Genomic DNA, 22,114 nt, shown 5'->3' with positions numbered 1-22,114 from the left:
GGACATCCGAGGGAACCAACAGACAATCCTCAGGACGTCGCTGGCCCGTGGTGTGAACACGCACCTGAGAATTCAGAGTTGGTGCGACTGCTAATGCTAGCAGTTGAGCCGAAGGTCGGCTGAATCAAATTGTGGTCACACGTGACGCTCGCCGGTCTCGCTTTCGGTGTCCGGCTTGGCGTTCCGCTGCTCGTCGGCCGAGAGTGAGTCCTCGCCCGTGTCCGAATCGTCCGCGGCAGATGCCGGCTTCCCATCTTCGGCCACTTCGTCTTCGACGTAGCCGTCTACCGGATGTTCACTCGGCTCATGTTCTGCATCCCGCCCGGCACCGGGGTGATAGATCTCCGACGGGGACTCACGCCCCTTGGGAGCGATCACCACGTAGATCGCAGCGCAGGCGAACACCACCGCAGCCGTGAACAGGTTGATCCGCACACCCCAGATCAGCGACGCCGCATCGGTGCGCATCGTCTCGATGACAAACCGTCCGAGGCAGTATCCGGCGACGTACAGCGCGAACAGTCGACCGTGCCCGATCCGGAACCGCCGGTCGATGACGACCAGCGCGATCACGATCAGGATGTTCCACAACATCTCGTAGAGGAACGTCGGTTGGACGATCGCGTCGACCACGCCGTTGGATTTGCCGTCGATCAGGCCCGGGCTGGTGTAGCCCGAAGAATCAACACGTTCATAGATCTTCAGGCCCCACGGCAGGTCGGTCGTGTCGCCGTAGAGTTCCTGATTGAAGTAATTGCCGACGCGGCCGATCGCCTGCGCCAGCAGGATCGGTGCGGCGATCGCATCGCCGAAGGGCGGCAACCTGATCCCGGCCCGTCGAGCGCCGATCCAGGCACCGAGCGCGCCGAAGGCGACAGCACCCCAGATACCCAGGCCACCGTCCCAGATTTTGATGGCATCGATCGGATCTTTGGGTCCGTCACCGAAGTAGGTCTGCCAGTCGGTGGCGACGTGGTAGATCCGGCCACCGATGAGGCCAAAGGGCACCGCCCAGATCGCCACGTCGAGGACTTCACCATCGCGACCCCCGCGTGCGATCCAGCGCTTGTTGCCCCAGTAGATCGCGACGATGATGCCGACGATGATGCAGAGCGCGTACGCGCGGATCGGGAAGGGTCCCAGATCCCAGACACCTTGCGGCGGGCTGGGGATGAATGCCAGCGGTTCGCTGTTCACGAACGGACCCCGGAGCCCGCCCGCACTCCCTCGGCCAGTTCCGCGGTCAGTTCGCGCAGTGCGGCATCACCCTCTGCGACGGCCGAGACCAACGCCGATCCGACGATGACCCCGTCCGCGTATTCGGCGATCTCCGCGGCCTGGACCTTGTTGCGGACGCCGAGTCCGACACCGATCGGGATGTCCGAATGCGCCCGGATCCGGGCACACAGCTCCGGAGCCATCGACGACACGTTGTCGCGGGCACCGGTGACGCCCATCGTGGAGGCCGCATAGATGAATCCGCTGCTCGCCTCGAGGGTCATCGCCAGGCGCTCTTCGGTCGACGACGGGGCGACCAGGAAGATCCGGTCGAGTTTGTGCTCCGTGGAGGCCGCCATCCAGTCATCGGCCTCGTCGGGAATGAGGTTCGGCGTGATCAGGCCCAATCCGCCGGCACCGGCCAGATCGCGGGAGAATCGATCGATCCCGTACTGCAGCACGGGATTCCAATACGTCATGACCACGGCACTGCCGCCGGCATCGGCGATGGCCTCGACTGCGGTGAAGACGTCCCGGACCCGGATACCACCTCGCAAGGCCTGTTCGGCCGCGTTCTGGATGGTCGGACCGTCCATGACCGGATCGGAGTACGGGACGCCGACTTCGATGATGTCGCAACCGGATTCGACCATCGACCGCATCGATGCCAGCGAACCGGGCAGGTCCGGGTATCCGACCGGCAGGTAACCGATCAGTGCGCTGCGCCCTTCGGCGCGGCAGCGGTTGAACAGTGGTCCGAGCCGAGAGTCGGCCTCAGGCATTGTCTGCATCCTCGTCTAGAAGTCCGAACCATTTGGCAGCGGTGTCAACGTCTTTGTCGCCACGCCCGGAGAGGTTGACGACGATGATCGCGCCCTCCCCCAACTCGACGCCCAGCTTGAGTGCACCGGCAACAGCGTGCGCCGACTCGATGGCCGGGATGATGCCCTCTTTCCGGCTGAGCAACGCGAGCGCATCCATGGCTTCGCTGTCGGTGATCGGACGGTACTCGGCGCGGCCGATGTCCTTGAGGTAGGCGTGCTCGGGCCCGACGCCGGGATAGTCGAGTCCGGCTGAGATCGAATGGGATTCGATGGTCTGGCCGTCTTCGTCCTGCAACAGGTACGAGTAGGCACCCTGGAACGCGCCGGGGGTTCCACCGGTGAAGGTGGCGGCGTGACGTCCGGTCTCTACGCCGTCGCCGGCGGCTTCGTAGCCGACCAGACGCACATCTTTGTCGTCGATGAACGGATGGAAGATGCCGATCGCGTTCGATCCGCCGCCGACGCAGGCGACAACGGCGTCGGGAAGCCGTCCGGCCGAGCGGAGGATCTGCTCACGGGCCTCGAGCCCGACAACCCGCTGCAGATCGCGGACCATCACCGGGAACGGGTGCGGTCCGGCAGCGGTACCGAAGCAGTAATACGTGTTGTGCGCGTTGGTGACCCAGTCACGCATCGCCTCATTGATCGCGTCCTTCAGAGTCGCCGAACCGGTGTCGACGGAGACCACCGAGGCACCGAGCAGACGCATCCGCGCGACGTTGAGCGCCTGGCGTTCGGTGTCGACGCGACCCATGTAGACGATGCATTCGAGGCCGAACATGGCGCACGCGGTGGCGGTGGCCACACCGTGCTGACCGGCTCCGGTCTCGGCGATGATCCGGTTCTTGCCCATCTTCTTGGCAAGCAACGCCTGACCGAGCACATTGTTGATCTTGTGAGATCCGGTGTGGTTCAGGTCTTCTCGCTTGAGGAAGACCCTCGCGCCACCGGCATGCTCGGACAGTCGCTTGGCCTCGTACAGCGGCGACGGGCGACCACTGTAGTCACGTTGCAGGCGATCGAGTTCGTGCAGGAACTCGTCGTCGGTACGGACCTTCTCCCAGTTCACCGTGACCTCGTCGATCACGGCCATCAGGGCTTCGGGTACGTGCCGGCCACCGTAGACACCGAAGTGTCCACCGCGATCGGGTTCGACCGATGTTCTGTTGACCAGACCGGCGCTGGCCGGCGGGAGTTCGGAAAAGGAAGAAGCTGATGCGGCAGACGACGAGGTCATGGTGGAGGCAGAGGCCTAACGGACTGGTTTGGGGCAGGACGGGTGGGTACCGGCGGTGACCAGTTCCGAGACGGCTGCACGAGGGTCACCAGCGGTGACCAAGCCCTCTCCGACCAGGACCGCGTCGGCGCCGGCGCCGGCGTAAGCCAGCAGATCGGCGGTTCCGCGAACACCGGATTCGGCGATCCGGATCACCTTGGAAGGCAATCCGGGGGCGATCCGGGCAAAGCTGTCGCGGTCGACTTCGAGGGTCTTGAGGTTGCGGGCGTTGATGCCGACCACCGATGCTCCGGCCTGCAGCGCTCGATCCGCTTCTTCCTCGGTATGGACCTCGACGAGCGCGGTCATCCCCAGGGACTCGGTGCGGTCGAGCAGTGAGGTGAGCACGTTCTGCTCGAGCGCGGCGACGATCAGCAGGATGACGTCCGCGCCGTGGGCACGGGCCTCATGGATCTGATATGGGCCCACGATGAAGTCTTTGCGCAGGACCGGGATCTTCACGGCGGCACGGACAGCATCCAGATCGGCGAGCGACCCGCGAAACCGGCGCTCCTCGGTCAGCACGCTGATGATCCGCGCACCACCGGCCTCGTAGGCCTTCGCCAGCGCGGCCGGATCGATGATGTCGGCCAGGTCGCCTTTCGACGGGCTGGCGCGCTTCACCTCTGCGATGACGCCGATCCCCGGCTCACGCAGCGCCGCGGTCGCGTCGATCGGGTCCGGTGCTGCCGCGGAGGCGGCCTTGATGGCTGCGAAGTCGATCACAGCTTCGCGTGCTGCCACATCGGCCTTTACCCCGGCCAGAATCGAATCAAGGACGGTTTGCTTGCTCATGGTCAACCCCTTTCTCACGCCACTGACGAGGATGTAGCCAGCTGCGCGAGACCACAGCAACTCGTGTTTTCAGTAAGGAAAGGGTAGCGCCGACCCACTCCAAGCCGGATTCGGGGTATGCCGAACAAAGTGAAGCCTGTCACCTTTCGCGATCCGTCGGATCGATCGTCGGATCGTCACCGGTGTCGAGGGCATCCCAGAGCAAGCGTTCGTTGCCGTCCACACCTGTCGAGCCGGTATCCGAGCCTCTGTCCGGGCCGGCCACGGCACCCGCTTCGTGACCGCTTCCGTCGGCCGCTCGGCGCTCGGCGTCGCGCTGGGCAAAGACCTCTTTTTCGAGCTCGGCGCGGCGCGCGGCAGGCGACTTGTACTTCGACGACATCGGCGCATCGCGGGACGCGGTCTGCAGCATCAGCACGGCACCGAGCACCGCGGCCAGCGCACCGGCGATCACGAGCAGGCCCGGCAGGATCTTGGTGTCGACCTGGAGCGCTTCGTAGCGGCCGGCCAGCCCGATCGCCTTCGCCGCGTAGCTGACATCGTCATCGCCGGTGAAGAGGGTCAGCGCGGGCAAGATCCCGATGATCGCCACCGCCGCGACGACAAACGCGGTGATGCGCAGCGCCCAGCCACGCAACGACGCGGCCGCAGCGATCCCGGCCAGCAGCACGATCGCCAGCGGGGTCAGCGCCGGCGCCCAGTCCGCACCCTTGACGGTGAACGTGCGCGGCGGCGTCATGCCGTCCGCGGCGACCAGCTCGGCCCACGTCATCCGGGAGGCTGCCCAGAAAGCCAGTGCGCCGAATCCGAGGAGGACGGCGATCATCCCCAGCCGGCGACCACGACTGCTCGCGGGCTTGACGTCGTGTGGCGCGGTCTCACTCACCGGAGTCGCCTGCGATCGGTGTCATCGTCTCGGCCGCCGCGATCGCCTTGAGAACTGCTCGCGCTTTGTTGCTCGCCTCGTTGTACTCGTAGTCGGCCTCGCTGTCGGCCACCACGCCACCACCGGCCTGCACGTACGCACGGCCCTCTTTGAGGATCGCGGTGCGGATGGCGATGGCGGTGTCGGCGTCGCCCGCGAAGTCGAGGTAGCCGACGATGCCGCCGTACAGGCCGCGCCTGGTCTTCTCGTGTTCGTCGATCAGTTCCATCGCCCGCACCTTGGGCGCACCGGTCAGGGTGCCCGCCGGGAAACAGGCGTTGACCGCGTCGAGGGCGGTCTTGCCGGCCTGCAGCTCCCCCGACACCGTGGACACCAGGTGCATGACGTGGCTGTAGCGCTCGATGTGCCGATAGTCGGACACCTTTACCGTGCCCGGCTCGCACACCCGACCGAGATCGTTGCGTCCGAGATCGACGAGCATGAGGTGCTCGGAGTTCTCTTTCTCGTCGGCGAGGAGGTCTTTTTCGAGGAGCAGGTCGTCGGACTCGGTGGCCCCACGCCAGCGGGTACCCGCGATCGGATGTGTGGTTGCCACCGAATCCTTCACGGTGACAAGGGCTTCGGGACTCGATCCGACGATCGTGAAGTCCGGTCCACCATTGCCGGGCACCCGCAGCAGATACATGTAGGGGCTCGGGTTGGTGGTGCGCAGCACGCGGTAGACATCGATGGGATCGGCAGCGGTCTGCATTTCGAAACGCATCGACGGCACCACCTGGAACGCCTCGCCGGCCTCGATCTCCGAGACCAGGCTGGTGACGATCGTCCCGTACTCCTCGCGAGTGCGCTGGGCCACGAACTCCGGCTCGGCGGGGTGATACGTCGAGACCGTCGACGGTGCCGGCGCGGCCAGCGCTGCCGTCATCGTGTCGAGGCGGGCCACCGCGTCGGCATAGGCCTCTTCGGCCCGATCGGCGCTGCCATCCCAGTTCACCGCGTTGGCGATCAGCGTGATGGTGCCCTCGTGATGGTCGACCGCCGCGATGTCGGTCGCGAGCAGCATCAGCATCTCCGGCAACTGGAGGTCGTTGACCGTGGTGTCGGGCAGGCGTTCGAGGCGCCGGACGGCGTCGTACGCCAGGAAGCCCACAAATCCGCCGGTCAGCGGCGGCAGGTCCGGGAACCGGTCGGTGGCCAGGATTCGCAGGGACTCGGCGAGGGCAACCAGCGGATCGCCGCCCGTCGGCGCTCCGGCAGGCCGGGTCCCCCACCACTGCGCTTCACCGTCGACCGAGGTCAGCGCGGCGGGAGAGCCGGCGCCGATGAACGACCATCGCGACCACGACCGGCCGTTCTCCGCCGACTCGAGCAGGAATGTCCCGGGGCGGTCGCCGCTGAGTTTTCGGTATGCACCCAGTGGTGTCTCCGAATCGGCCAGGACCTTTCGGGTCACCGGCACAACCCGATGGTCGGCTGCCAGCTCCAGGAACTGGGCCAGCGTTGTGGTGTCTGTGAAGCCGCCCGCAGTGCCGGGGGCGGTGGTCTTGTTTGCCATCGCTTCTGATTGTCCCAGCCGCGCTCTACTGACCGAGCGGCTCCCCACCCACACCCCAGTGAGACCGCGGAACCTCGGTGATCGTGACCCAGACAGAATCGGGGTTCTTACCGGTCGCACGCGCATACGCCTCGGTGACCGCGGCGATGGTTTCACGCTTGACGCGATCGCTGAGTCCGGGTGTCTGGGAGATCTGGATCAGTGGCATGGAAAAACTGTGCCACATGCCGCCGGATTCCCGAGTTGGTCGTTGGACCGAGCGAATCCATATTACTTCGGCTGGCATGCATCGATAGCCCGCATCCGAGAGCAGCGCACCAGCTTCGAGTCGCGGCTGCACCACCAGGTACGCGAGGGGCTGAAGTCCTTCATCGTGTCTAGAATCAGCGACTGAAAAGACAACCAGCAATCGGGGGGATTGTGAAACCAGGGGGAGATCTTCAAGCAGATCTGGATCAGTTGTACGCGATCCAGCGAATGATCGATGGGGTCGCCGATCGAATGGAGGCCGGCGTCGTTGATCTGACCAAAAAAATGAATCCCCTACTCGAAGGATGGGAGGGCGCTACGGCCAGGATCTATCAACAAGAGTGGGGTGAATGGCTCGAGGGCGCCACCGACGTGATGGCAGGACTGCGGAACTCGGTCGAAGCCTTAGGCACGGCAGCCCGCGAACTTCAGGGCACTGAGGAGACGATCACCTCGACGTTCCATGCGGCAAAGTCCGTTCTGAATCTAGGTACCCCATGAGCGCCAACCGACTACGCATCGATCGTGTTGCACTGGGCGAGGTATTGGAGCAGATGAGCCGGCTGACAAAGTCAGTCGAAGAAGACCTCGCCGCTATCGACGAACTCGTCAAGGATCTCCACTTGACGTGGACCGGTCAGGCGGCCAGCGCTCAGAGACAAGCACACGCAGAGTGGGCGTCAGGTGCGGCAGAGATGCGCCAGTCTTTGGCCGATCTGCACAGCGTCGGCACGACCGCACATTCGAACTACAACGCAGCGGTCGAGGCAAATCTGAAGATGTGGAGACGCTGATGGGCCACCCGAGCCCCCCGGTAACGTCAAGTCCACTCACTCAACTCCTCCTGCCGAGCGAATCCACCAACACCGGCCAAATCGACAACGAGCCGCAGAGTTACCAATGGACGGCCATCAAAACCATTGGCACGATGCACATGCGACTCCAGGCGGATCTCGAGCAATTGACCGGAGTACTGGCGGCTTCCGGAGGGATGGCCGGATCCGACGCCCCTGGCCGGAAGTGGGCTGAATCCTACGACAAAGCAGCAATTGGTACCGAAGGGAACGCACTCGAGGCAGCCGCGTCGTTGGTCAACGCCGCTGGCGTGTTTCACAACCTCATGGCCGCCACAGGGTTCAACTATGAGGCAGCTGATACAGCAGCATCTCCGTTCATCCTCACCCAACCATCGTCACTTCCGGGAAACAAGCCCATATACCTTCCACCTGCAGTTCCGTCAGCCTTCGGCGGCGAGTCAGAAGAACCCTCTTTCTGGTCGATGATCGTGCCGTACGTCCAAGGCGAGATATGGCCTAACGGACAACAAGGAAAACTTCGGGCTGTTGCTGCCGCGTGGAGTACTGCCGGACAAGACATCACTTCGCGCATCACTTATCTCAACGCTGCAGAGACAAAGCTTTGTACACAAAAAGCTCCGGAGCTCGACGACATACTCACCGCCCTCAATAATCTGAATACACAGACCAAAGCCGTAGGCGAAGGATTCCTATCAATAGCTGACGAATGCGAGAAGTATGCACAGGCGATTGATGATGCACACAGCCAAATCCTGTCCGAGCTGAGCAGCCTGCTCGGATGGACGGTAGCGATCGAAGCGGCCGCCATAACTGCAGGGCTTGTCAGTTTCGGCTCCGGAACCGTCGCAATGCAAGCGGTCGCTGTAGGACGCCTAACAGCCGCCGGCGCGCGAATTGCAACAATCATCCGAACCTTCGCTCGCACAGTTGAAAGCATGGGCATGTTCGGCCCACAACTCGCGGGAACCTTCGCTGGAACCCGCGGGGCACTCGCTGGGTGGCAGGGAGCGGAACCAATCATCGCTGCCATCAACACATCGGGTGAACGGAGCGGCGGCTTCCGCAGCCTCAATATCCTGAGTGACCTCACAAAAGGCAGCAATAAAGATGTTTGGGTGGTTTCGAACTACAACCAGCTGGAAGCCGTTTTCAGCCACCTATCCATTGGCGGTCGTGACATCACGCCTATTTCTTACAATGGCAAGATGGTCTTGATGCCTGACGGTACGAAGGTTGGACTTCGACTATCGTCCAGCTCCGGCGGCGAAACCATTGACATCTTCCCACCGAATGGCCGACCTAAGAAAGTGCATATACTGCCGTGAAACCATTTGTATCGATTGCCAACGATGTCTTGGTGGCGGGATTGCTCGACTGGGTTTCCATCGATCACGCGTATCAGTACGCAAACGCAGAATTGCGCACATGGACGGGCACAGGTGAGGCGGTGAGCAGTGCACTCAATTATCTATTGGACAATCAACTAGCCGAACTGGGTACTGTAGCCGAGGTATTCACGCGACTCCCGGGCGAAGCCAGGGCGCAAAGAACAGCCGTCGAGGAGTTCACGCAGCGTCATCCAGATGGACTTTCCGTACCTTCATTCGAGCTTTGGGTTGAGGTCACCGATGAAGGCAAGGCCGTCGGAGCGAAACTCGCGAAGACCGAACGCTACCAATGGTAGGGCCATCGGAATCAGGGTGCCCGTCGCAGCGGCGCCGTCGGGCCTTCGGTGGTGAGTGTGGGCCGACCGGTTACGAAATGACGCATTTCGCAACCAGGTGATAGGCACCGACGGCACACTTGAACTACACATGTGGCCGCCTGGAGAGGGAGCTGTTGTGGTCGATTGGGATGGCGATCGGTACGCCGACGTCAGTGCGCTCCAGCGAATGGTGGCCGAGGTCTCGATCGGCGATCTCGAACTCGTCGGCGATGAGCGACTCCTCGACGTCGGCTGCGGCGACGGGTTCATCACGATGAAACTCGCCGAGCGATTGCCGGCGGGTTCCGTCGTGGGCGTCGACGCTTCCCGGCACATGATCGAGAAGGCGCTGACCCGAGTTCCGGCCGATCTGCTCCGCGTGCAATTCCATGTCGACGACGCGTTGGCGTTGCCGTTCAATCGAGATTTCGATATCGCGGTGTCATTCAACGCGCTGCACTGGATCCACGACCAGACCACTGCATTGCAAGGCATTGCCCGCAGTCTGGACGACGGGGGCCGGGCCGTCATCCAGATCGTGTGCGCAACAGACCGTCCAAGTGTCGAAGACGTGGCCATGGAGGTGGCGGCCAGTTCCGTGTGGCGCCGGCACTTCGACGACTTCGCGGCGCCGTACTTCCACGTCGAACCAACGCAGTTCAGCGAGTTCGCCGCGGCCGCCGGATTCACCGTCGCGGATCTCGGTGTGCAGGATCTGCGTTGGCAATTCGACTCGACCGAAGCGTTCGCGCAATGGTTTTCGGTTGGTGCCACGGATTGGACGGGCCGACTCCCCACATCCGCCGTCGACGATTTCGTCGGTAAGGTGATCGCCAGGTACGAGCAAGTGACGGGTGAGCCCGCTGTGCTGCAATTCAGTCAGCTGCGAGCAACATTGAACCTCACCTCCCCACCCCGATGATGTGTTGTTGTTGCGGTGCCGACCTGGGCGTTTGTTCGCCAAATGACCACATCATCGGGGGTTGGCGTCAGGCGGCGCGGTAGGTGGCTCGTTTCCAGCCGAAGTCGATGTTGTACACCGGTGCCTCGGCGGCCTTCTTCTCGAATGCTGCCCGGGCGCGTTGTTTGAACCATTCGGCGTCGGCGTCGCTGTCCGGGTTCCACATCTCCGGATTCGTGAAGAACTTCTCCGGAAAATGAGTGTTGTTGGGCTGCGGCGGATCCAGGGTTCCTCGCTGGCGCCACCCGACCCGACCCTGCCAACCCGGCGGACCGGTGCCCTCGTTGATGATCTCAGTGATCCACCCGGTATCCCCGTCATGGATGTGACCGTGATCGGGTCCGCAGACCAGGGTCAGGACCGTGATGTCGGTGCGACCACCTTTGGAATACTCGACCATGTGATGCACTGCGGTTTCAGTCGCCGGCGCATCACAGCCCGGGCGTGAACATCCCCCTTCGGCGGCGATCAACGCCAACCGTTGATCCGCAGTGGCGAGGCGTTTCTCGCGCCCTAGGAACAGCGGGCGGTGTTTGTCGTCGAGCAGGGTCAGGAACTTGCGATGGACTCCAGCCAACCGCAGGGCGTCGCGTACCGGCAGCACACCGCCGGAAGCGGTGGTCGCCAGGCCCGCTTCGGCCTCGAGTTGCTCCAAGGTCATCGTTACGATCACCTGCGCCGGCAGACCACGATGCTGACCGAGGATGCCTTGCCCGACCACCATTTCCATCAACCGTTTGAACGCATCATGATTGCGCTGCCCGGGGGTGCGGGTGTCGCGTTTGGCTGCGGCCTCGAGCGTTTCGGCGTCCGCTTTGTCTGCGCTGCCTGTGGGTGAGTCCGGATCGTTCGGGTTGTTCATGCCCTGCGCGGCCCATTTGGCGGCGACGATGTCCCACAACGCTTTGGTGGCCGGGTCGAGGGTGCCGGTGATGCCGGCCATGTGGTCGGCGCCCTGTTTGGATACTTTCAGGTCGCGTTTTTGCGCGCGGTCGACATCGTCGAACTCGCCATCCGGATTCAGGTGCGCATGCAGATGCAGGCCCACCCTCTTCAACTCATCCGGATCCATCGTGCGGGCGGCCTCGGCCATCAACCGCTCACCCTCAGACCACAAAGCCAGGTCACTACGAATCGTGCCCGGTAATGCCCGCAACACTTCATCGATGACGTTGTAGTGGGCTATCCCGATCGCACCGTCCCGCATTGCCAGCCACGTGTAGGGGTACACCGGTGACGTGACGTCACCGGACGGTGTGTGCCATTCACCGACGCGCTCAGCGCGTTTCGACCGCGCGCTGGCCTGAGTCGCCGAGATCCGCAAATGGTGGCGCAAGAACTTGTTGTGCTTGAGACCCTGCTTCGCGGCCACCGACCGCTCCCGCAACTCCACCGCGACCCGAACCTTCACGGCTTCATCACGGCGCGTTTGGGTTTCAATGACCTGCGCCAACTCGACCGTATCTTTGTCTGACAACGACGCCAATGAAATGTCAACGAGTCTGCGGGACAACACCTCACGGACAGCAACGATCTCCTCCGCATCAAGAGCCATGCCCTCGATACGGTTGATCAGATCTGCCACCCCCGAACCCATGACATATTTCTATCAGCGCCCTCCGACAACTAGATCGCCCGACATTTTCGGCACGGTCAACGGCGATTTGGGCACGCTCGGCGGCGATTTGGGCACGCTCGGCGGACTTCCCGCAGGGTCAGTCCGGTGCGGCGTAGAGGACGTTCGCGTCGAAGCAGGTGTGGTCGCCGGTGTGGCAGGCGGCCCCGGTTTGTTCCACGGTCATCAGGACGGTGTCGCCATCGCAGTCCAGGCGCAACTCGATGACCTTTTGGGTGTGGCCACTGGTCTCACCCTTGATCCACTGCTTGCCCCGTGACCGCGAGAAGTAGGTCGCCTCACCGGTCTCGAGGGTGCGGGCCAAGGCGTCGTCGTCCATCCAGGCCACCATCAGCACCTGGCCGGTGCCTGCTTCCTGTACAACCGCGCAGACCAGCCCTTCGGCATTACGTTTGAGCTGCTGTGCGATTCCGGCGTCCAGCGACATCGTTGCCACTTCCCTATCTGAAAATAATTGGTGCAGCGCCTGTTTCAGCGAACCGCAATATTCTCGGCACGCATTGCATCCTTGACCTGCCCGATGGTCAGCTCACCGAAATGGAAGACCGAGGCGGCCAGCACCGCGTCTGCTCCGCAACGCACCGCGGGCGAGAAATGTTCCACGGCACCCGCGCCGCCACTGGCGATCACGGGCACCTTCACCGCAGCGCGTACTGCGGTGATCATCGCGAGATCGAAGCCGTTCTTGGTGCCGTCGGCGTCCATCGAGTTGAGCAGGATCTCCCCCACCCCGAGGTCCTGGCCGCGGCGGGCCCATTCCACGGCGTCGATGCCGGTGCCCTCACGACCGCCGTGGGTGGTGACCTCCCAGCCCGACGGCGTCGGCGGTTGACCTTCCGGGACGGTGCGGGCGTCGACCGACAACACGATGCACTGCGATCCGAAATGGCGGCTCATCTCGCCGAGGACGTCCGGATTGGCGATGGCAGCGGTGTTGACGCTGACCTTGTCGGCGCCGGCGCGGAGCAGGCGGTCGACGTCGGCGACGGTGCGGATACCGCCACCGACGGTCAGCGGGATGAACACCTGATCGGCGGTGCGCTTGACCACGTCGATCATCGTGCCGCGATTGCCGCTCGACGCCGTCACGTCGAGGAAGGTGAGTTCGTCGGCGCCGGCCTTGTCGTAGGCGGCGGCGAGCTCCACCGGATCTCCGGCATCACGCAGGTTCTGAAAATTGACACCTTTGACCACGCGTCCGGCGTCGACGTCCAGACAGGGGATGACCCGAACCGCGACCGTCATGTGTATTTCTCCTTCGGAGGTTCAAACGCACCGGGATCGCCCAATCGTCCGATCAATTCGATCAGCTCTTCGTGGACACCGGGACTTGCCGCCACGATCGACGGCGAGGTGACAGACCACGGCCGGCCTTCGATGTCGCTGATCCGGCCGCCTGCGGCCAGGACCAGAGCGGCGCCACCAGCGTTGTCCCAGGCGTGGTGGCCAAACGTGATCGAACCGTCGAGCTGTCCACCCGCGGTGAGAGCGAGGTCGAATCCGGTGCTCCCGAAAAGCCGCAGACGCGAGGTACGACGACTCAGCTCGCCCAGCATTTCCACACGGTACGCGCCCGGGTAGCGACCCCGGCTCGCGATGTTGAACGCGCCGAACGCCAGCATCGCCTCGCTGAGCTTGCCCGGCGGCAGCTGCGGCATCGGCTTGCCGTTGCACACCAGGCCACCGCCGACGAATCCCTGATAGTTCAGGCCCGACAACGGCAACCAGGTCAGACCGAGTACGGGTCGGCCGTCGTGGACGAGCGCCAGCAGCATGCCCGCGATCGGCAAACCGGCCGAGTAGTTGAAGGTGCCGTCGATCGGGTCGACGACCCACACCGTGCCCTCGGTCAGATCCGGGCCACCGAATTCCTCGCCGTGGACCGCGATCTGGGTTCGCTGAGCCAACTCCGCAGAGATGGTCCGCTCGAGTTCGAGATCGAACTCGGTCGCAAAGTCGTTGTGACCCTTTGTGACTGCGCTGGGTGCACCCACGCCCGACAAGAACCGGTCGGCGGTCTGATCAAGAATCGCAGCAGCGCTCGCCAGCAACTGCTCCGGATCCAGATCGGGTGGAAGGGTACCTCCGAGCGCCGAGGTCATGACGCCGACGCGACCGCCGCAAGCGCCTCGACAAGGGTGAAACGTCCGGCGTAGAGCGCCTTTCCGACGATCGCGCCCTCAACACCGGTGCTGACCAGTCCGGCAATCGCAACGAGGTCCTCGATGGCCGAGACGCCACCCGAGGCGACGACGGGTGCGTTGGTCTTGGCGGTGACCTCACGCAGCAGTTCCAGGTTCGGTCCGGTGAGGGTGCCATCCTTGGTCACGTCGGTCACGACGTACCGGCTGCAGCCGTCACGCTCGAGGCGCTCGAGGACGTCCCACAGGTCTCCGCCGTCAGACACCCAGCCGCGGCCGCGCAGGCGGTACGACCCGTCGACCAGTTGGACATCGAGACCCACCGCGATCCGGTCGCCGTATTCGGCGATGGCGCGTGAACACCACTCGGGGTCCTCCAACGCGGCGGTACCGAGATTGACGCGCGCACAACCGGTGGCCAGTGCCGCCTTCAGGGAATCGTCGTTGCGGATACCGCCCGACAACTCGACCTTCACGTCGAGCTCACCGATCACCTCGGCCAGCAACTCACGGTTGCTGCCGCGGCCGAATGCGGCGTCGAGATCGACCAGATGCACCCACTCCGCGCCGTCACGCTGCCAGGTCAGGGCCGCCTCGCGGGGCGAACCGTAAGAGGTTTCGCTGCCGGCGGCACCCTGCACCAGGCGTACCGCCTGGCCGTCGGCCACATCGACCGCGGGGAGCAGTTCAAGTCGTGCATTCATGCTGAGGATCAATCTCCTTCGATATCGGTTCGGTCTGACTCTTCGCGCATCGCCTGCGCCACGCGGTCGACCATCCGGTTGGCAACAATACCCATCGCAACAATCGCCAGGACCAGCGCCAGAACCGCGACGATCAACGCGGCCAGTGGTGACACCTGCGCCAGTCCGATGACGACCACCGTCGAGATGGCCAGAACCACAACCCCCGCGCCCACGGTGAACAGGGCCAGCCGCGCGAACGAGAACTGCGGTGTGCTCATCGCGGTGACGCCGGGATGGTGGTCACTTGAGCGACCCGACCCAGTTACGCAACAGGTGGGCGCCGGCGTCCCCGGACTTCTCCGGATGGAACTGGGTGGCGCACAAAGGACCGTTCTCCACCGCGGCGAGGAAGCGTCCGCCGTGGGTGGCCCACGTCAGCTTGGGCGGCTTGAACAGTGCGTCCGGCGGCAACTCCCAGATCTGCGCCGCATACGAATGCACAAAGTAATAGCGCTCACCTTCGGGCATGCCAGCGAAGAGCATCGAATCCGGTTCCGCCTCAACGGTATTCCAGCCCATGTGTGGCAGGACGTCGGCCTGCAGCTGACTGACCGTGCCCGGCCATTGACCGCAGCCTTCGGCTTCGACACCGAACTCGACACCTCGCTCGAACAGGATCTGCATGCCGACGCAGATGCCCAGAACGGGTCGTCCACCGGCAAGCCGATCATCGATGATGCGGTCGCCGTTGACTGCTCGCAGACCCTCCATGCAGGTCGCGAATGCACCGACACCGGGGACCACGAGACCGTCGGCATCCAGTGCAACCGTCGGATCGGACGTCACGGTCACCTGCGCGCCGGTCCGTTCCAGGGCCCGCTGCGCCGACCGCAGATTGCCCGAACCGTAGTCGAGGATCGCAACGGTGCGATCGCCGAAGCTGTCGCCCGTCGTCACAACGCACCCTTCGTCGACGGCACACCCGTCACTCGCGGGTCCAATTCGGTCGCGGCCCGCAATGCGCGCGCCACCGCCTTGAACTGCGCCTCGGTGATGTGGTGTGGATCGCGGCCGTAGATCGTGCGGACGTGCAACGCGATCTGGGCGTTCATGGCCAAGGTCTCGAAGACGTGCTTGTTGATGACCGTGTGGTAGGGCACGCCCGGGTTGCCACCGATGGTGGTGGTCAGCAGGTGCTCGGGCTCGCCGGTGAACACACAGTAGGGGCGTCCGGAGACATCGACGATGGCCTGGGCCAGGGTCTCGTCCATCGGGATCCAGGCATCGCCGAACCGGCGGATGCCTTTCTTGTCACCGAGCGCCTGGTTGATGGCCTGGCCGAGCACGATCGCGGTGTCCTCGACGGTGTGGTGGGCCTCGATCTCGACATCACCCGTCGCCGCGACCGTGAGGTCGAAGCTGCCGTGGGCACCGAACGCCGTCAGCATGTGGTCGTAGAAGGCCACGCCTGTCGAGATGTCGGTGCGCCCGGTGCCGTCGAGATTGATCTCCACGGTGATCGCGGACTCCCGGGTGGTCCGCTCGATGCGGGCAACCCGCGGTTGTGCGGTCATTTCTGGTCTCCGATCAGGTCGGTGAGGGCCAGTTCGGCGCTGCGGGCCAGCAGCGCGTCGTTTTCGGCCGGCAGTCCGATGGTGGCACGCAGATGTCCCTCGATATGCATGTCGCGGATCAACACGCCCCCGTCGAGATAGTTCTGCCAGCTCGCGGTCGCGTCCGCGAATGGCCCGAAGAGGATGAAGTTCGCGTCCGAGTCGACCACCGCGTAGCCCAGGCGGGTCAGTTCCGCGGTGACCCGCTCGCGCTCGGCGACGATCGCGGCGACACCGGCGAGGGTGTCGTCGGCGTGCCGCAGTGCCGCCCTGGCAGCAGCCTGCGTCACCACCGACAGGTGGTACGGCAACCGCACCAGCAGCAACGCGTCGATCACGGCCGGGTCGGCGGCCAGATAGCCCAGGCGTCCACCGGCGAAGGCAAAGGCCTTGCTCATCGTCCGGCTGACGACGATCTTCGCGGGGAACTCCTCGATCAGCGCCACCGCGCTCGGTGCCGCCGAGAACTCACCGTAGGCCTCGTCGATGATGACGATTCCTGGTGCGGCAGTAGCCACGGCCCGCATGTCGTCGAGCGGGATGGAGCCACCGGTGGGGTTGTTCGGTGACGTCAGGAAGACCACGTCGGGCCGCAGTTCCGCGATTGCCGAGAGTGCGCCGTCGGTGTCGAAGGAGAAGTCGGCGTTGCGAGTTCCGTCGATCCAGGTGGTGTCGGTGCCGGTCGAGATGATCGGGTGCATCGAGTACGACGGGACAAACCCGAGCGCGCTGCGGCCCGGACCACCGAAGGCCTGCAACAACTGCTGCAGGATCTCATTGGATCCATTTGCCGCCCAAAGGTTTTCAAACCCGAGCGCGACACCCGTCGCCGAACTGAGATAGGCGGCGAGATCGGTCCGCAAAGCCACCGCGTCCCGGTCGGGATAGCGGTGCAATTCGGATGCCGCCGCACGCACCGACGCCGCGACGTCGTCGATCAACGCCTGCGACGGCGGATGCGGGTTCTCGTTGGTATTGAGGCGGAACGGGACGTCGAGCTGCGGTGCACCATAGGGCGACTGGCCCTTCAGCGTCTCGCGCAAGGGCAGGTCATCAAGCCCGATCCGTCTGGTCGACGAGGTGGGGGTCGAAGAGGTCACCGGAGATCCTCCGAACCGGCGAACCGCAGGCGGACCGCTTCACCGTGCGCCGGCAGGTCCTCGGCCTTCGACAGGTTCAGCACGTGACCCGAGACCTCCTTGAGTGCGGCCTCGTCGTAGTCGATGACGTGCACGCCGCGCAGGAAGGTCTGCACCGACAGCCCGGAGGCGTAGCGGGCCGAACCCGAGGTGGGCAGAACGTGATTGGAGCCGGCGCAATAGTCGCCGAGGCTCACCGGGGAGTAGTCGCCGACGAAGATGGCACCGGCACTACGGACCCGCGCAGCGACCGCGGCTGCGTCCCGGGTCTGGATCTCGAGGTGTTCGGCAGCGTAGGCGTTGACGACCTGCAAACCCTGATCGACGTTGTCCACCAAGATGATTCCCGACTGCGACCCGCCGAGAGCTTCGCGGACACGATCGGCGTGTTTGGTCCGGGAGATCTGGACCTCGATCTCGGTGTCCACGGCGTCGGCCAGTTCCACACTGTCGGTCACGAGGACCGAAGCGGCCATCACGTCGTGTTCGGCCTGGCTGATCATGTCGGCGGCCACGTTGACCGGGCTGGCCGAACTATCTGCCAGGATCGCGATCTCGGTGGGTCCGGCCTCGGAGTCGATGCCGACGACGCTGCGGCACAGCCGTTTTGCCGCGGTCACGTAGATGTTGCCCGGCCCGGTGATCAGGTCGACCGGATCGAGGTCGGTGCCGTCGGTATCGGTACCGCCGTACGTCAGCAGGGCCACGGCCTGTGCGCCGCCCACCGCCCAGACCTCGGTGACACCGAGCAGGGCGCAGGCCGCAAGGATCGTGGGGTGGGGCAGGCCATCGAATTGGGCCTGTGGCGGCGACGAGACGACCAGCGAATCGACACCGGCCTCCTGCGCCGGGACCACGTTCATGACCACGCTCGACGGGTAGACCGCGTTGCCGCCCGGCACATACAGGCCGACACGACCGACGGGGATCCATCGTTCCGTGACGGTTCCGCCTGGTGAGACCTCGGTGGTGACGTCGGTGCGGCGCTGATCTGCGTGCACCTTGCGGGCCCGGTCAATGGCCTCGGCCAGCGCGGCACGGACGTCGGGATCGATCTCGGCCAGCGCCTTCTCGATCTGCTCGCCGGGCACGCGAACGGTCTCGGGAGCCACGCCGTCGAACTTCTTGCCGTAGTCGAGTGCCGCGGAGGCACCATGCTCCCGGATCGCGTCGATCACCGGTTTGACCTGGCCCAAGACCGTGTCGACGTCGGTGGCACCGCGCGGAAGCGTCCGGCGCAGTTGAGCGGTGGTGGCATTGGCACCGCGAAGGTCGGTGCGGGCAAGCATGAGCACGAACTCCTGACGATTTGTGAGCGCTCCACAGTCGCCCTGGATTGGCCACTGTGGACTTACGTCCAAGGATATGCGGTCGGGACAGCAGTTTTTACCAGCGGCCCTAGGATTTGAGCATGGTCTTTGCTGCTCGCCTGCTCATCAACGCCGTCGCACTCTGGATTGCCGCGGCCATCATGGACGGAATCTCGATCGCCACGGACGGTCGCGACACCGGTGCCCAGATCCTGGTTGTGCTGTTCATCGCACTGGCGTTCACCATCGTGAACACCGCGATCAAGCCGTTTGCGCAGCTACTGTCGTTGCCCCTGCTGATCCTGACGCTGGGCCTGTTCACCCTTGTCATCAACGCGCTGATGCTCTTGCTGACAGCCTGGGTGACCGAAACCACCGACTTCGGTCTCACCGTCGACGGATTCTGGACTGCCGTCGGTGGGTCGATCATCATCTCGGTGGTCAACTTCCTCCTCGGGGCGCTGGTCCCCGATCGTCAAGATCGCTGACGCCGCCGCAAGGCTGTGTGACAGTCAGTCGCCGATCCAGTCGAACCCGATGTCGAGGGCGGTCACCGAGTGGGTGAGGCCGCCGACCGCCAGGTACTCGACGCCGGTGCGGGCGTAGTCCCCGGCCACATCGACCGTCAGTCCGCCGGAGCTCTCGAGCTTGGTCGACGGCGACCGCGTATTGCGACGCTGCACCGCCATCTGCGTCTGCCAGAGCGGAAAGTTGTCCAGCAGAACAAGTTCGGCCTTCAGGGCCAGGGCCTCGTCGAGCTGTTCGAGGCTGTCGACCTCGACTTCACAGGTGATGTCGGGGGCTGCGGCGCGTACGGCGTTCAGAGCGGCTGTCACCGATCCGGCGGCCGCCACGTGGTTGTCCTTGATGAGCGCTTCATCACCGAGACCCATCCGATGGTTCTGTCCACCACCGCATCGGACGGCATACTTCTGCAGAGAACGCATGCCCGGCAACGTCTTTCGTGAGTCCCGCACCTTGGCGTGGGTCCCCTCGACCTCCGAGACCCACACCGCGGTGGCACTGGCGATGCCGGAGAGATGACACAGCAGATTCAGCGCGGTTCGTTCGGCGACGAGTAGTCCGGCGACCGGGCCACGCAACGTTGCGACCGCAGATCCGGGTTCCAGATGCGCGCCGTCCGAGAGACGATCGAGCACCTGGTAATCGCCGGCACCGATGACCTCGTCGAACACCTGCAGAGCCACATCGAGTCCGGCGAGCACACCGTGCTGACGACTCGAGAGCACCGCGGTGGCAACGGCACCGCCAGGAACCGTTGCAGCCGTGGTGACATCGGGGCCGTAACGCAGATCCTCATCGAGTGCGAGAGCAATAAGCGCCTTGACCTCGGCGGTACCGGCCGGATTGGCCGTCACTCCCCCGACCCCGGGTTACCGATCTCGATCATCCGCTGCACGCTGAGACGTGCCCTCTCGGCGACGTCGGCAGCCACATGGACTTCGTCTTTGCCCTCACGCAGGCATCGCAGGAGCGCGGCCGGGGTGATCATCTTCATGTATGGGCAGGACGCGCGATCGTTGACCGCTTGGAAGTCGACATCCGGTGCGGCCTTGCGCAACTGGTGCAGCATGCCGACCTCGGTCGCTACCAGAACCTGCTTGGCACCGGTCTCCCGCGCGGCGTCGAGCATGCCACCGGTGGAGAGGATCTTGACCTTGTCGGCGGGCACAAAGCCCTCGCCGGCCAGGTACAGAGCTGAAGTGGCACAACCACATTCGGGGTGCACGTACAGCTCGGCGTCGGGATGCGACCGCGACTTGGCGGTGAGCTCGTCACCGTTGATGCCGGCATGGACGTGGCATTCGCCGGCCCAGATCTGCATGTTCGTACGGCCGGTGACCCGCCTGACGTGGGCGCCGAGGAACTGGTCCGGCAGGAACAGGACGTCCTTGTCGGGATCGATCGAGTTCACGACGTCCACCGCGTTGGACGAGGTGCAGCAGATGTCGGTCAGGCCCTTCACCTCGGCGGTGGTGTTGACGTACGAAACCACCACCGCATCGGGGTTGTCGGCCTTCCAGGCGCGCAGGTCATCGGCGGTGATCGAGTCGGCCAGCGAGCAACCGGCCCGCTCGTCCGGGATCAGCACGCGCTTGTCCGGGCTCAGGATCTTGGCGGTCTCGGCCATGAAGTGAACACCGCAGAAGATGATCTCGTCGGTTTCGGCCTCGGCCGCGATACGCGACAAGGCAAGCGAATCCCCCACGTGATCTGCAACGTCCTGGATGGCCGGCAGCTGGTAGTTGTGCGCGAGCAGCGTGGCGTTGCGCTTCTTGGCGAGACTCTTGATCTCGGCGAACCATTCCGGAGTCGGCTCGACCCCGGTGTAGAGGGGCTCGGTTGCTCCGAGGCTGAGTGACGTGGTTGTCATGACAACCACCTCCTGTTCATGGCGCCGGTCTTCGGTGGCCGGCCTGGGCTATGGGCTGGGGTTTTCGACTGTAGATCGAAAACCTCGCCCGATACTAGCACTCCCCTGTGCGCACCCTCACATTCCGTGTCCCCAACGCGGGAGTTGCGCCTGGTCGGGAATGGGCGTCGGCACCCACTAGACTCGCAGCCATGCCGTCGCCGAGTGTCTTCCACGAAGTGCTCTGCGCGGTGTTCCAGGTCCGCGAACATCTGCCGGGCGAGCCACCGGTTCTGTCGGTGTTGTTGTGGCAGCGCGCTTTTGATCCGCAGGCCGGATCGTGGTCGCTCCCGGGTGGCAACCTGCACGCCGACGAGGACCTCAAGTCGTCCGCGTTGCGTCAGCTCGCCGAAAAGGTCGATCTGCGCCAGGTGGCCCACCTCGAACAGCTGTCAGTGTTCTCCGAACCCGACCGGATTCCCGGCCCCCGGGTGATCGCGTCGTCGTACCTCGGGATGGTGCCGTCGGACTCGCACCCGAACCTGCCCCCGGACACCCGCTGGCATCCCGTCTCGATGCTGCCCGAGATCAGTTTTGATCACCGCAAGATCGTCGAACGCGCACGCTCGCGGCTGGCCGCCAAGCTCTCGTACACCAACATCGCCTTTGCGCTGGCGCCGGCCGAGTTCTCGATGTCGGCCCTGAGCGACATCTACTGCGCCGCTCTCGGCTATCCGGTGGACTCGACCAACCTGCTGCGCATCCTGTCGCGGCGCGGGGTGATCACGGCAACCGGAACAGTCGGGCGTACCGGCCCTTCGGGTGGACGTCCGCCCGCGCTGTACCGATTCGCCGACAAACAACTTCGGATCACCGACGAATTCGCAACCCTCCGCCCGCCCCTCTGACACCAACGGGCGGCTACACC

At 64.4% G+C, this 22,114-nt stretch carries 25 protein-coding genes and 1 pseudogene; 7 read left to right on the top strand and 19 right to left on the bottom strand.

Annotated elements, in window-relative coordinates:
- Positions 1–159: 159 nt before the first annotated feature.
- The 7 genes and pseudogenes from lgt to H290_RS0105935 all read right to left on the bottom strand — a co-directional run.
- Positions 160–1,197 (bottom strand): annotated as a pseudogene (lgt, locus tag H290_RS0105965) (prolipoprotein diacylglyceryl transferase); the annotation flags it as partial.
- On the bottom strand, positions 1,194–2,000 hold the full coding sequence (gene trpA, locus H290_RS0105960; RefSeq protein WP_020105862.1) for a tryptophan synthase subunit alpha: 807 nt from the start codon (positions 1,998–2,000) through the stop codon (positions 1,194–1,196). The gene trpA and the pseudogene lgt, both read right to left, overlap by 4 nt.
- Positions 1,993–3,279, bottom strand: a complete 1,287-nt coding sequence (trpB, locus tag H290_RS0105955; RefSeq protein ID WP_020105861.1) for a tryptophan synthase subunit beta — start codon at positions 3,277–3,279, stop codon at positions 1,993–1,995. The genes trpA and trpB overlap by 8 nt, the downstream gene beginning before the upstream one ends.
- Before the next feature lie 15 nt (positions 3,280–3,294).
- Positions 3,295–4,113 carry an indole-3-glycerol phosphate synthase TrpC gene (trpC, locus tag H290_RS0105950; RefSeq protein ID WP_020105860.1) on the bottom strand — a complete coding sequence of 273 codons (819 nt, stop codon included), beginning with the start codon at positions 4,111–4,113 and terminating at the stop codon, positions 3,295–3,297.
- Positions 4,114–4,252: 139 nt separating this feature from the next.
- Positions 4,253–4,999, bottom strand: coding sequence for a Trp biosynthesis-associated membrane protein (locus tag H290_RS0105945; RefSeq protein WP_020105859.1), 747 nt, complete (start codon positions 4,997–4,999; stop codon positions 4,253–4,255).
- The gene (locus tag H290_RS0105940; RefSeq protein ID WP_020105858.1) at positions 4,992–6,554 is read right to left on the bottom strand and encodes an anthranilate synthase component I; all 1,563 of its coding nucleotides are present in this window, start codon (positions 6,552–6,554) and stop codon (positions 4,992–4,994) included. The genes H290_RS0105945 and H290_RS0105940 overlap by 8 nt, the downstream gene beginning before the upstream one ends.
- Positions 6,555–6,579: 25 nt before the next feature.
- Positions 6,580–6,762, bottom strand: coding sequence for a 4-oxalocrotonate tautomerase family protein (locus H290_RS0105935; protein ID WP_028462844.1), 183 nt, complete (start codon positions 6,760–6,762; stop codon positions 6,580–6,582).
- A gap of 212 nt (positions 6,763–6,974) precedes the next feature.
- Here H290_RS0105935 and H290_RS0105930 point away from each other — a divergent pair, with 212 nt between their 5' ends.
- The 5 genes from H290_RS0105930 to H290_RS0105910 all read left to right on the top strand — a co-directional run bounded on the left by H290_RS0105930 (position 6,975) and on the right by H290_RS0105910 (position 10,248).
- A complete protein-coding gene (locus H290_RS0105930; protein ID WP_020105856.1) occupies positions 6,975–7,304 on the top strand; it encodes a WXG100 family type VII secretion target in 330 nt (109 codons plus the stop codon).
- Positions 7,301–7,597, top strand: a complete 297-nt coding sequence (locus H290_RS0105925; RefSeq protein WP_020105855.1) for a WXG100 family type VII secretion target — start codon at positions 7,301–7,303, stop codon at positions 7,595–7,597. Before H290_RS0105930 ends, H290_RS0105925 begins: the two co-directional genes overlap by 4 nt.
- Entirely contained in the window at positions 7,585–8,946 is a 1,362-nt protein-coding gene (locus H290_RS0105920; RefSeq protein WP_020105854.1) for a hypothetical protein, read from the top strand. The genes H290_RS0105925 and H290_RS0105920 overlap by 13 nt, the downstream gene beginning before the upstream one ends.
- On the top strand, positions 8,943–9,305 hold the full coding sequence (locus H290_RS0105915) for a hypothetical protein (RefSeq protein WP_020105853.1): 363 nt from the start codon (positions 8,943–8,945) through the stop codon (positions 9,303–9,305). Before H290_RS0105920 ends, H290_RS0105915 begins: the two co-directional genes overlap by 4 nt.
- A 157-nt stretch (positions 9,306–9,462) precedes the next feature.
- A complete protein-coding gene (locus H290_RS0105910) occupies positions 9,463–10,248 on the top strand; it encodes a trans-aconitate 2-methyltransferase (protein ID WP_020105852.1) in 786 nt (261 codons plus the stop codon).
- Positions 10,249–10,315: 67 nt separating this feature from the next.
- Here the strand turns inward: H290_RS0105910 and H290_RS27900 are convergent, their stop codons facing one another.
- From H290_RS27900 to hisD, 10 genes are all read right to left on the bottom strand, one after another.
- The gene (locus H290_RS27900; protein WP_051121879.1) at positions 10,316–11,884 is read right to left on the bottom strand and encodes an HNH endonuclease signature motif containing protein; all 1,569 of its coding nucleotides are present in this window, start codon (positions 11,882–11,884) and stop codon (positions 10,316–10,318) included.
- Between the two features lie 118 nt (positions 11,885–12,002).
- The gene (gene hisI / locus H290_RS0105900; RefSeq protein WP_028462842.1) at positions 12,003–12,350 is read right to left on the bottom strand and encodes a phosphoribosyl-AMP cyclohydrolase; all 348 of its coding nucleotides are present in this window, start codon (positions 12,348–12,350) and stop codon (positions 12,003–12,005) included.
- 44 nt (positions 12,351–12,394) lie between these two features.
- A complete protein-coding gene (gene hisF / locus H290_RS0105895) occupies positions 12,395–13,168 on the bottom strand; it encodes an imidazole glycerol phosphate synthase subunit HisF (protein ID WP_020105850.1) in 774 nt (257 codons plus the stop codon).
- Positions 13,165–14,025 carry an inositol monophosphatase gene (locus tag H290_RS0105890; protein ID WP_020105849.1) on the bottom strand — a complete coding sequence of 287 codons (861 nt, stop codon included), beginning with the start codon at positions 14,023–14,025 and terminating at the stop codon, positions 13,165–13,167. Before H290_RS0105890 ends, hisF begins: the two co-directional genes overlap by 4 nt.
- Positions 14,022–14,768: a bifunctional 1-(5-phosphoribosyl)-5-((5-phosphoribosylamino)methylideneamino)imidazole-4-carboxamide isomerase/phosphoribosylanthranilate isomerase PriA gene (gene priA, locus H290_RS0105885; RefSeq protein ID WP_020105848.1), complete on the bottom strand. Its 747-nt coding sequence runs from the start codon at positions 14,766–14,768 to the stop codon at positions 14,022–14,024. Before priA ends, H290_RS0105890 begins: the two co-directional genes overlap by 4 nt.
- A gap of 8 nt (positions 14,769–14,776) precedes the next feature.
- Positions 14,777–15,028: a hypothetical protein gene (locus tag H290_RS0105880; protein ID WP_020105847.1), complete on the bottom strand. Its 252-nt coding sequence runs from the start codon at positions 15,026–15,028 to the stop codon at positions 14,777–14,779.
- 22 nt (positions 15,029–15,050) lie between these two features.
- On the bottom strand, positions 15,051–15,707 hold the full coding sequence (hisH, locus tag H290_RS0105875) for an imidazole glycerol phosphate synthase subunit HisH (protein ID WP_020105846.1): 657 nt from the start codon (positions 15,705–15,707) through the stop codon (positions 15,051–15,053).
- A complete protein-coding gene (gene hisB, locus H290_RS0105870) occupies positions 15,704–16,324 on the bottom strand; it encodes an imidazoleglycerol-phosphate dehydratase HisB (RefSeq protein WP_020105845.1) in 621 nt (206 codons plus the stop codon). The genes hisH and hisB overlap by 4 nt, the downstream gene beginning before the upstream one ends.
- Entirely contained in the window at positions 16,321–17,463 is a 1,143-nt protein-coding gene (locus H290_RS0105865; RefSeq protein WP_020105844.1) for a histidinol-phosphate transaminase, read from the bottom strand. Before H290_RS0105865 ends, hisB begins: the two co-directional genes overlap by 4 nt.
- Positions 17,460–18,791, bottom strand: coding sequence for a histidinol dehydrogenase (gene hisD, locus H290_RS0105860; protein ID WP_020105843.1), 1,332 nt, complete (start codon positions 18,789–18,791; stop codon positions 17,460–17,462). The genes H290_RS0105865 and hisD overlap by 4 nt, the downstream gene beginning before the upstream one ends.
- A 122-nt stretch (positions 18,792–18,913) precedes the next feature.
- Between hisD and H290_RS0105855 the strand changes: the two genes are divergently transcribed.
- On the top strand, positions 18,914–19,300 hold the full coding sequence (locus tag H290_RS0105855) for a phage holin family protein (RefSeq protein WP_020105842.1): 387 nt from the start codon (positions 18,914–18,916) through the stop codon (positions 19,298–19,300).
- A gap of 24 nt (positions 19,301–19,324) precedes the next feature.
- On the opposite strand, the gene nadC is transcribed toward H290_RS0105855, so the two are convergent.
- The gene (nadC, locus tag H290_RS0105850; protein WP_020105841.1) at positions 19,325–20,191 is read right to left on the bottom strand and encodes a carboxylating nicotinate-nucleotide diphosphorylase; all 867 of its coding nucleotides are present in this window, start codon (positions 20,189–20,191) and stop codon (positions 19,325–19,327) included.
- Positions 20,188–21,207: a quinolinate synthase NadA gene (nadA, locus tag H290_RS0105845; RefSeq protein ID WP_020105840.1), complete on the bottom strand. Its 1,020-nt coding sequence runs from the start codon at positions 21,205–21,207 to the stop codon at positions 20,188–20,190. The genes nadC and nadA overlap by 4 nt, the downstream gene beginning before the upstream one ends.
- Positions 21,208–21,398: 191 nt before the next feature.
- Here nadA and H290_RS0105840 point away from each other — a divergent pair, with 191 nt between their 5' ends.
- Positions 21,399–22,094, top strand: a complete 696-nt coding sequence (locus H290_RS0105840; RefSeq protein WP_020105839.1) for an NUDIX domain-containing protein — start codon at positions 21,399–21,401, stop codon at positions 22,092–22,094.
- Positions 22,095–22,114 lie beyond the last annotated feature (20 nt).

The organism is Nocardia sp. 348MFTsu5.1 (assembly GCF_000383535.1).
Lineage (GTDB): Bacteria > Actinomycetota > Actinomycetes > Mycobacteriales > Mycobacteriaceae > Williamsia > Williamsia faeni.
The sequence above is the reverse complement of the archived record's forward strand: the minus strand, read 5'-3'. Positions and strand labels throughout refer to the sequence as shown.

Coding starts and splice junctions, on each gene's coding strand:
- hisF (WP_020105850.1), bottom strand. CDS start 13,168: ATGACGGTCGCGGTTCGGGTCATCCCCTGTCTGGACGTCGACGCCGGA.
- H290_RS0105880 (WP_020105847.1), bottom strand. CDS start 15,028: ATGAGCACACCGCAGTTCTCGTTCGCGCGGCTGGCCCTGTTCACCGTG.
- trpC (WP_020105860.1), bottom strand. CDS start 4,113: ATGAGCAAGCAAACCGTCCTTGATTCGATTCTGGCCGGGGTAAAGGCC.
- hisD (WP_020105843.1), bottom strand. CDS start 18,791: ATGCTTGCCCGCACCGACCTTCGCGGTGCCAATGCCACCACCGCTCAA.
- trpA (WP_020105862.1), bottom strand. CDS start 2,000: ATGCCTGAGGCCGACTCTCGGCTCGGACCACTGTTCAACCGCTGCCGC.
- H290_RS0105940 (WP_020105858.1), bottom strand. CDS start 6,554: ATGGCAAACAAGACCACCGCCCCCGGCACTGCGGGCGGCTTCACAGAC.
- priA (WP_020105848.1), bottom strand. CDS start 14,768: ATGAATGCACGACTTGAACTGCTCCCCGCGGTCGATGTGGCCGACGGC.
- H290_RS27900 (WP_051121879.1), bottom strand. CDS start 11,884: ATGGGTTCGGGGGTGGCAGATCTGATCAACCGTATCGAGGGCATGGCT.
- H290_RS0105890 (WP_020105849.1), bottom strand. CDS start 14,025: ATGACCTCGGCGCTCGGAGGTACCCTTCCACCCGATCTGGATCCGGAG.
- nadA (WP_020105840.1), bottom strand. CDS start 21,207: ATGACAACCACGTCACTCAGCCTCGGAGCAACCGAGCCCCTCTACACC.
- hisB (WP_020105845.1), bottom strand. CDS start 16,324: ATGACCGCACAACCGCGGGTTGCCCGCATCGAGCGGACCACCCGGGAG.
- H290_RS0105840 (WP_020105839.1), top strand. CDS start 21,399: ATGCCGTCGCCGAGTGTCTTCCACGAAGTGCTCTGCGCGGTGTTCCAG.
- H290_RS0105855 (WP_020105842.1), top strand. CDS start 18,914: ATGGTCTTTGCTGCTCGCCTGCTCATCAACGCCGTCGCACTCTGGATT.
- H290_RS0105935 (WP_028462844.1), bottom strand. CDS start 6,762: ATGCCACTGATCCAGATCTCCCAGACACCCGGACTCAGCGATCGCGTC.
- hisI (WP_028462842.1), bottom strand. CDS start 12,350: ATGTCGCTGGACGCCGGAATCGCACAGCAGCTCAAACGTAATGCCGAA.
- trpB (WP_020105861.1), bottom strand. CDS start 3,279: ATGACCTCGTCGTCTGCCGCATCAGCTTCTTCCTTTTCCGAACTCCCG.
- H290_RS0105925 (WP_020105855.1), top strand. CDS start 7,301: ATGAGCGCCAACCGACTACGCATCGATCGTGTTGCACTGGGCGAGGTA.